Source organism: Hydrogenophaga electricum (assembly GCF_030160815.1).
GTDB classification, from domain to species: domain Bacteria; phylum Pseudomonadota; class Gammaproteobacteria; order Burkholderiales; family Burkholderiaceae_C; genus Hydrogenophaga; species Hydrogenophaga electricum.
Genome location: NZ_BSPB01000023.1, coordinates 1 through 8052, shown reverse-complemented (window position 1 = coordinate 8052; position 8052 = coordinate 1). Strand labels below are relative to the sequence as shown.

Sequence of the window (8052 nt, the reverse complement as noted above, 5' to 3'; positions counted from 1 at the left end):
TGAGTGCAACCACCCCCGCTTCCCCCGGCCTGCGCCTGTTCGACCTGCTGGACGTGCTGGTGCGCGAAGGCCGCCCGCTGACCCTGGCCGAGGCGGTGGCCGCCAGCGGCTGGCCCAAGCCAACGGTGCACCGCCTGCTGGCCCAGCTCGAAGCCGGCGAACTGCTGGCGCGCGAGCCCGACGGCCGCCGCTACGCGGTGGCACCGCGCCTGCTGCGCCTGTCGGAAGCGGCGCTGGCCGGCAGCACGCAGCAGGGCGTGCGGCACGCGGTGCTGCGCCAGCTGGTGGCCGACGTGGGCGAAAGCTGCAACCTGACCGCGCTCTCGGGCGCCGAGGTGGTGTACCTGGACCGCATCGAATCGGCGTTTCCGCTGCAGTTCAACCTGCGGCCCGGCACGCGCGTGCCCATCCACTGTTCGGCCAGCGGCAAGCTGCTGCTGGCGCACCTGCCGGCCGCACAACGCAAGGCCCTGCTCGACGGGCTGCCGCTGGCGCGCCACACCGCCACCACGCTGACCAGCCAGGACGCGCTGGACGCGGAGTTCCGCCGCATCCGCAAGGACGGCTACGCGGTCGACGCCGAAGAGTTCGTGGAAGGCCTGGTGTGCGTGGCGGTGCCGGTGCCGGCCAGCCAGCCCGGTGGCATGCCGCGCTGCGCGGTGGCGCTGCAGGCGCCGGCCGCGCGCATGACGCTGGCGCAGGCCATCGACCGCCTGCCCCGCCTGCAGGCCGCGGCGCAGGCGCTGGCGCGCACCTGGGGCGGCAACTGAAAACCGCGGAAAGTGCGGCGGCGGCCCGGGTCAGCCGGCCTGCGGCGCCGGCTGCGCCGACAGCGGCAGGCCAAACACCTTGTCGAACGCCAGGTTGAAGACGAAGGTGTAGATCAGGAAAAAGACGATCAGCCAGGCTTCCAGCAAAAAGGCCTGCCACAGCGTGATGCCGAACCACCAGGCAAACAGCGGCACCAGCGTGAGCACCAGCCCACCTTCAAAACCCACCGCGTGCGCCACCCGGCGCCAGAACCCCCGCCCGCGCGTGGCCTGCCGGGCTTCCCAGCGCTCGAACAGGGTGTTGAAGACCAAGTTCCACACCACGGCAATGGCCGAAGCCGCCACCGCCGCCACACTGGCGTGGCCCGCACCCTGGCCCGACAGCAGCGCCAGCCCGACGCTGGACGAGGCAATGGCGATCAGTTCGTAGAGGGTGATATAGACGATTTTTCGTTGAAGACCTTGCATGGGGGCGGATGTTAGGCCGGCCTGACTGAACGTAAAAGTCAGATAGTTTCAGTTTTTCTGATATGTTGCCGCCATGGCATTCACCAGCGACAACGTGCGCGTGTTTCTGGCCGTGCTCGACCACGGCTCGTTTTCAGCGGCCGCGCGCCAGCTCGGGCGCGTGCCCTCGGCGGTGAGCATGACCATCGCGCAGCTGGAAGCCGAGCTCGACCTGACCCTGTTCGACCGCAGCACGCGCGAACCCCGACCGACCGACGTGGCCCGGGCGCTGGAGCCCCAGGCGCGCCAGCTCGCGCGGCAGCTGTGGCAGTTGCAGGCGCACGCGGCGCAACTGCACCAGGGGCTGGAGCGGCGCCTGACGCTGGCGATCGCGCCCGAGCTGCTGTCGGCGCCCTGGAGCCAGCCGCTGGCGGTGCTGGCGCAGGAATTTCCGTCGCTTGACGTGGAGGTGCTGTCGGCGCCCCAGGCCGACGCGCTGCGCCTGCTCTATGCCGGCGAAGCGCAACTGGCGCTGGTGTTCGAGCGCCCCGGCACCGACGACCGCGAATCGTTCCAGGAAGTGGGGCAGGAGATCCTGGTGGCGGTGATGTCGCCCGACCACCCGGTGGTGGTGTCGCACGCCGACGCGCTGCGGCTGGAAGACCTGGTGGGCGTGCGCCAGATCGTGGTGGCCGGGCGCGACGGCCGCGGCAGCGACCCGCGCCTGCGCGTGGCGCGCCAGATCTGGCGCACCGACAGCCACCTCAGCACCCTGAGCCTGGTGCAGGCCGGCCTGGGCTGGGCCTACCTGCCGCGGCGGCTGGTGGAGCCGCTGGTGCGCGCCGGGCAGCTGGTGGAAGTGCGCTTCGGCAACATCACCGGGCAATTGCGGCTGTGGGTGGACGTGGTCTGGCACAACGACCGGCCGCTGGGACTGGGGGCGCAGCGCTTCATCGCACTGATGCGCCAGGCGGTCCGCCTCGAAGCCGCACCGCTCAGTTGAGCACGCGCAGCGCGTCGACCTCGATTTCGGCGCCCTGGCGGCGGTGCCGGTCGACCTCACCGGCGATTTCCACGCGGGTGGTCTCGCTCACCGGCTGCGCGGCCAGCAGGCGCGGCTTGATCTCGACGCGGATGTCGGCCTGGCCGTCGGAGAACAGGAATTGGTCGCTGGACAGCTGGCGCACCAGCCGGCCCTGCAGCCGCACCGGCTGATCGTCGACCGGTTTGTCGAGCACGGCCTGCACCGAGGTCAGCGTGGCCCGCGCGCCGGGACCGGTGTACTGGGCGGCGGCGGTGCCGGCGGCGAGCAGCGCGGCCGCGGCCAGGACGGCGGCGCCGAGGGAGGTGGCAAGGTTTCGGGACATGGCGTGTTCCTTTCTCAAAGGGATGCGAGGGAATGGCGGGGTGCCGATGCGGGCCCGCAGCCCCATGGCATCGACGGGAGCCATTCTGGAAAAGCGCCCTTGTACCGGGCCTGAACCACCGGTTCATCGGCGGTTCAGGCGTCACAGGCCGGACGCGGGATTCGGCGATGATGCGCAGCGGAGCACACCGCGCATCCGCGCACCGAGGAGACCCGACCATGACCCTGAAACTGCTGTGGCGCGTGCTGGCCGGCCTGGCCGTGCTGGCGCTGAGCGCCGCCGGCTGGAGCGCCTGGCGCCTGGCCACCTACGCCCCCCGCGACACGCCCCAGCCCGCCGACCCTGCGGCGCTGGCCTGGTACCTCGACGACTACGCCGCCGCGCGCGCCGACTTCCTCGCGCGCGGTGACGCACTGGCGGCGCGCTACGCCGGCGTGGAGCGCTTCGCGATCCCGGTGCCCAGCGCCAGCGGCGTGCCCGGCCTGTTCGTCGACGGGCTCTACATCCCGGCGCAAAGCGGCTCGAAGCAGCGGCTGCTGCTGGTCACCTCGGGCGTGCACGGCGTGGAAGGCCCCACCGGCAGCGCGGTGCAGCGCCTGTTCATGGACGAATTCCTCACCCCCACGGCCCTGGGTGGCCCGCTGGCCGACACCGGCGTGCTGCTGCTGCACGCGCTCAACCCCTATGGCTTCGCGCGCTACCGGCGCTTCACCGAAAACAACGTCGACCTCAACCGCAACGCCAGCACCGACGACGCGCTCTACCGCAGCGTCAACGCCGGTTACCCGGTGGTGGACCCGCTGATCAACCCGACCGAACCGGCCGCAGTGGGCGCCCCCGCCAACCGCTTCTTCCTGCTGCGCGCGGTGGCCATGCTGGCGCAGCACGGCATGCGCCCGCTGCGCCAGGCGGTGTTGCAAGGCCAGTACCAGAAGCCCGAGGGCATTTACTTCGGCGGCCAGGCGCTGGAGCCGCAGTACCGCGCGCTCGGCCCGGTGATCGCGCCGCTGCTCAACGCCTACCCGCTGTCGATGGCGATCGACCTGCACACCGGCTACGGCGCGCGGGGCACGCTGCACCTGTTCTTCGACCCGCCGCAGGACCCGCGCGTGCGCCAGGGCCTGGAGACCGCGTTCAGCGGCCTGCCCATCGACTGGGGTTCGGGCAGCGACTTCTACACCGTGACCGGCGACTTCGCGAGCTGGCTGGGCCGCCTGCGCCAGGGCGGCCTGCACCTGCCGGCGGTGTTCGAGTACGGCACCATGGACAGCCAGACCACGCTGGGCGCCATCAAGTCGCTGCATGTGACCCTGCTCGAAAACCAGGGCGTGTTCCACGGCTACGCCAGCCCGGCCGACGAGGCCGCCATCCGACGCGACTACCGCGAGATGTTCTACCCCTCGTCGCCCGACTGGCGCACCAAGGTCATCCACGACAGCCGCGCCGTCTTCGCGCGCGTGCTGGCCAACTGGGCCGCTGCGGGCACGGCCCGCTGACCGGCCGTCCAGGTGCCCCATGCTGCCCGCCCGCCCCGTTTCCGCCCAGGCCCGCGTGATCGACCTCCACGGAGGCCGTGCGGTGCTGCGGATCACCAGCGGGCTGGCGCAGAACGGCTGGCAGATGGCGGCCGCGTGGGGGCTGCTGGCCTTCGTGCTGCTGCAGGCCCTGCCGCCCTGAGGCCCGCTGCCCGCCGCCTCAGGCGATCAGCGAGGGCAGCCACAGCGACAGCGAGGGAAAGGCGCAGAGCAGGAACAGGCGCACCACGTCGGCGGCGATGAAGGGCATGGTGCCGCGGTAGATGGTCCACAACGGCACGTCGCGCGCGATCGAGTTGATGACGAACACGTTCATGCCCACGGGCGGGCAGATCATGCCGAAGGTCACGGCCATGACCACGATCACGCCGAACCACACCGGGTCGAACCCCAGGTGCACCATGGCCGGCAGCACGATGGGCACGGTCAGCAGCAGCATGGCCAGCTCGTCCATGACGGCGCCGAGCACGAAGTAGCCCACCATCACCAGCGCCAGCACGCCGTAGGGACCGACCGGCAGGTTGACCAGGAAATCCACCGCGTTCTGCGTGAACTGGGTGATGGTCAGGAAGTAGCCGAACAGGTAGGCGCCCATGACGATGGTCATGATGGCCGAGGACACGCGCAGCGCGCTGATGAGCGATTCCTTGATCTGCGGCCAGCGCAGCCGCCCGCGCAGCATGCCGATCAGCAGCGTGCCGGTGGCACCGACCCCGGCGGCTTCCTGCACCGTGAACAGGCCGCCGTAGATGCCGCCGAGCACGAACAGGAACAGCACGATCACCGCCCACAGCGGCCGCAGCGAAGCCAGGCGCTCCGACCAGCTGTGGCGCTCGCCCCGGGGCATGGCCTCGGGGCGCAGCCGCGCGATGAGCGCCACCACCACCGAGTAGAAGGCGATTGCCATCAGGCCGGGCACCACGCCCGCCGCGAAGAGCTGGGTGATGTCGGTCTCGGTCATGATGCCGTAGAGCACCAGGATCACCGAGGGCGGGATCATGATGCCCAGCGTGCCGCCGGCGGCGATGAGCCCGGTCGACAGACCCGCGTCGTAGCCGGCGCGGCGCATCTCGGGCAGCGCCACCTGGGTCATGGTCGCGGCCGTGGCCACCGACGAACCGTTGATGGCCGAGAAGCCGCCACAGGCCGCCACCGAAGCCAGCGCCAGGCCGCCGCGGCGGTGGTGCAGCCAGGCCCGGCCGGCCGCGAACAGCTCGGCGCTCATGCCCGAATGCGACGCGAACGAGCCCATCAGCACGAACATGGGGATGACGATCAGGTTGTAGTCGGTGAGCACCGACAGCGGCACATTGGCCAGCAGGTTCAGGCCCGGGCCCAGGCCCGAGAGCGCGGCGAAACCCGCCACGCCGACGATGCCCATGGCCACGCCGATGGGCACACGCAGCGCCATCAGGCCAAACATGCCCACAAACCCCAGCAGGGCGACCAGGTCACGGTCCATCGGGAGTCTCTCCGGCGCCGCCAGGGCGCCCCTCATCGTTGTCGGTATCGCCGCGGATCAGGCGCACCAGCCGCAGCAGTGCCAGCACCGCCGCCACCGTGGCACCGGCCGCCGCCGCGCTGTAAAACCACTGCAGCGGCAGGCGCAGGTCCATGGTGCCCTGGCTGCCGGTGCCGCCGACCTTGACCCAGACCATCCAGGCCAGGGGCACCAGGAAAGCCAGCGTGATCGTGGCGGCCAGCAGGTCGATGCCGCGCCGGCCGCGCGGGCCGGCCATTTCCCAGAGCACGTCCACCGCGATGTGGGTGCCCTGGTAGGTGGTCAGGGCGATGCCCCAGAACAGCGCGATGCCCAGCAGCATCTGCGTACCGTCGAACCAGTCGGGGATCTGCCAGTTGAAGGCATACCGCACCAGCACATTGCCCGCCGTGAGCAGGGCAATGAACAGCAGGAACAGGGCGGCCACCGTCTCGGTGGCCGCCATCAGGCGCTTGATCAACATGCCTGGAAAGCCTGGGTGGGCTTACTGCGCGCCGCGGGCCGCCAGTTCCTTGCGCAGGCTGTCGAGCGCCGCCGTGCCGTTGACGCCGGTGGCGTTCGCGGCTTCCACCCACTTGGTGTAGACCGGCTCGACCGCCTTCTTCCAGGCACCCAACTGCTCGGGCGTGACCTTGACCAGCGTGTGGCCGGCGCGTGCTTCCAGCGTCGTGCGGCCGCTGTCTTCTTCATCCCCCCAGGAGGCGCCGACCTTGCTGGCCCAGGTGTTGTTGCAGTGGTCGTCGATCACCTTCTTCTGGCCGGCGGCCAGACCGTCGTACCAGGGCTTGTTCATGACCCACACGAAGGCCGAGGCGTAGAAGCGCATGTCGGTGTGGTACTTCACCGCCTTGTCGATGCCGAAGGAGATGATGGAATTCCACGGGAAGGTGATGGCGTCGGCCAGGCCCTTCTGGATCGCGTCGCGCGACTCGGGCGCCGAGACCTGCACGTTGGTGGCGCCCAGCAGGCTCATGGTCTGGGCCACGGTGCCGTTGGCCGAACGGATCTTCATGCCCTTGAGCTGGCCGGGCTCGGAGATCGGGGTCTTGGAGTGGAAGGTGCCGACGTGCACGTGCGCGAAGCAGAGCTTCACGTCCTTCATTTCGTTGCCGGCGTAGCTGCGGTACCACTGGTCCAGCGCGGCCGAACTGGGACCGGGCTTGCCCAGCAGGAAGGGCAGTTCACCGGCGGCGATCAGCGGGAAGCGGCCGGCCTGGTAACCGGGGTTGACCCAGGTCATCTGGGCGATGCCGTCGCGCGCCATGTCGTAGTGGTCGGCCGCCTTGCCCAGTTGCTGGGCCGGGAACAGCATGACCTTGATCGAGCCCTTGGAGGCCTCTTCCACCGACTTGGCCCAGGGCTCGAAGCCGAGCTTGGCCAGCGGATGGCTGGCAGGCAGCCAGTGCGCGAACTTGAGTTCGACGCTCTTGTCCTGCGCCTGCGCGCCGAGCGCGCACAGCGACAGGGCCAGGGCAGCGGCGGTGCGCCAGGCCGGGCGGTGGAATCGGTTCATGGTGTGTCTCCTGTGGGTGGAAAAATGGTTGTGATGGGGAACCGGGAAAACAGGGATCGGGCCCGCCGGATCAGGGCGGCCCCGGGCGGACAGCGGACGCCTTCGGCATCCAGAACACGGGCTGCTCGGCACGCGGGCGGTGCGCGGCGTTGAGCCGCCCTTCGGGATCGGCCAGCGTGGCCTTGAGCGCCTGCGACAGCGCCTGGGCCAGCGCGGCGTCGTCCAGGGCGGTGGCCTGCAGCGCGGGCGCCACATGCGTCTGCCAGAGGCGCTGGTGGTTCTCGCGGCCGCGCCGCTGCGTGTCGCCATAACCCTTGAGCACCTGCGGCAGGCCGGCCACTTCGGCCGCCAGGCGCGGCGCGCGCGGCATCAGCAGGCACAGGGCGTCGAGCCAGGCCTGCCAGGCGGCCTGCTCTTCGGCGAAGCGCAGCGAACGCGGGCGCCAGGCGCGCAGGCCGGCCAGCGTGCGCAGCATCAGAAAACCCCAGACGCTGGTGGTGCGGATGTGCAGCCCCACGTGGGCGCTGCCCAGCCAGCCCCGGCGTTCGGCGGTGCGCATCAGCGCCTGCCCCAGGCGCTGCGGCAGCACCGAGGCGATTTCTTCCGGGCCGGGTTTGAAGTGTTCGGTGATGCGCACGATCTCGCCGGGCCGGGCCTCGGCCTCGCGGCGCACCCGCTCGAAGCGCGAAGCGCGGCTCTTGAGGTCGGCCACGCGCACCACGTCTTCGTAGCACATCCACAGCGCGAGCTGGCGCACCGCCTCTTCGAGCGCCGCCCCGGCCGCGGCCGGTGCGGCGGCCACCAGGCGTTCGACCTGGGCCAGAAAAGCCTGGGCGTGCGCCGTGTGCTGGTAGTCCTGGCAGCGCCGCGCGCCGTGCACGGCCAGCGCCTGCACGGCCGGCGGCCAGGCGGCGGAACA

10 protein-coding genes are annotated in these 8052 nt (G+C 70.7%); 4 read left to right on the top strand and 6 right to left on the bottom strand.

Going from position 1 to position 8052, the window contains the following annotated elements:
- The coding region (locus tag QQK43_RS13900; RefSeq protein WP_348533535.1) for an IclR family transcriptional regulator at positions 1–770 on the top strand (770 nt) is incomplete at its 5' end.
- 30 nt (positions 771–800) lie between these two features.
- On the opposite strand, the gene QQK43_RS13895 is transcribed toward QQK43_RS13900, so the two are convergent.
- Positions 801–1238 (bottom strand): PACE efflux transporter, encoded by a 438-nt coding sequence (locus QQK43_RS13895; protein ID WP_284308246.1) that lies wholly within the window; start codon positions 1236–1238, stop codon positions 801–803.
- A 73-nt stretch (positions 1239–1311) separates the two neighbouring features.
- On the opposite strand from QQK43_RS13895, the gene QQK43_RS13890 reads away from it, so the two are divergent.
- A complete protein-coding gene (locus QQK43_RS13890) occupies positions 1312–2220 on the top strand; it encodes a LysR family transcriptional regulator (RefSeq protein ID WP_284308245.1) in 909 nt (302 codons plus the stop codon).
- Here QQK43_RS13890 and QQK43_RS13885 read toward each other — a convergent pair.
- Positions 2213–2584 carry a YgiW/YdeI family stress tolerance OB fold protein gene (locus QQK43_RS13885; RefSeq protein ID WP_284308244.1) on the bottom strand — a complete coding sequence of 124 codons (372 nt, stop codon included), beginning with the start codon at positions 2582–2584 and terminating at the stop codon, positions 2213–2215. The two genes, QQK43_RS13890 and QQK43_RS13885, sit on opposite strands and share 8 nt — an antisense overlap.
- Positions 2585–2802: 218 nt before the next feature.
- On the opposite strand from QQK43_RS13885, the gene QQK43_RS13880 reads away from it, so the two are divergent.
- Positions 2803–4080 carry a M14 family metallopeptidase gene (locus QQK43_RS13880; protein ID WP_284308243.1) on the top strand — a complete coding sequence of 426 codons (1278 nt, stop codon included), beginning with the start codon at positions 2803–2805 and terminating at the stop codon, positions 4078–4080.
- Positions 4081–4099: 19 nt separating this feature from the next.
- Positions 4100–4261, top strand: coding sequence for a hypothetical protein (locus tag QQK43_RS13875; RefSeq protein ID WP_284308242.1), 162 nt, complete (start codon positions 4100–4102; stop codon positions 4259–4261).
- An 18-nt stretch (positions 4262–4279) separates the two neighbouring features.
- On the opposite strand, the gene QQK43_RS13870 is transcribed toward QQK43_RS13875, so the two are convergent.
- From QQK43_RS13870 to QQK43_RS13855, 4 genes are all read right to left on the bottom strand, one after another.
- On the bottom strand, positions 4280–5581 hold the full coding sequence (locus QQK43_RS13870; RefSeq protein WP_284308241.1) for a TRAP transporter large permease: 1302 nt from the start codon (positions 5579–5581) through the stop codon (positions 4280–4282).
- The gene (locus QQK43_RS13865; protein ID WP_284308240.1) at positions 5571–6083 is read right to left on the bottom strand and encodes a TRAP transporter small permease; all 513 of its coding nucleotides are present in this window, start codon (positions 6081–6083) and stop codon (positions 5571–5573) included. Before QQK43_RS13865 ends, QQK43_RS13870 begins: the two co-directional genes overlap by 11 nt.
- Positions 6084–6104: 21 nt before the next feature.
- A complete protein-coding gene (locus tag QQK43_RS13860) occupies positions 6105–7133 on the bottom strand; it encodes a TRAP transporter substrate-binding protein (RefSeq protein WP_284308239.1) in 1029 nt (342 codons plus the stop codon).
- 70 nt (positions 7134–7203) lie between these two features.
- Positions 7204–8052, bottom strand: an 849-nt coding sequence (locus QQK43_RS13855) for a DUF6537 domain-containing protein (RefSeq protein ID WP_348533534.1), incomplete at its 5' end; no start/stop codon positions are given.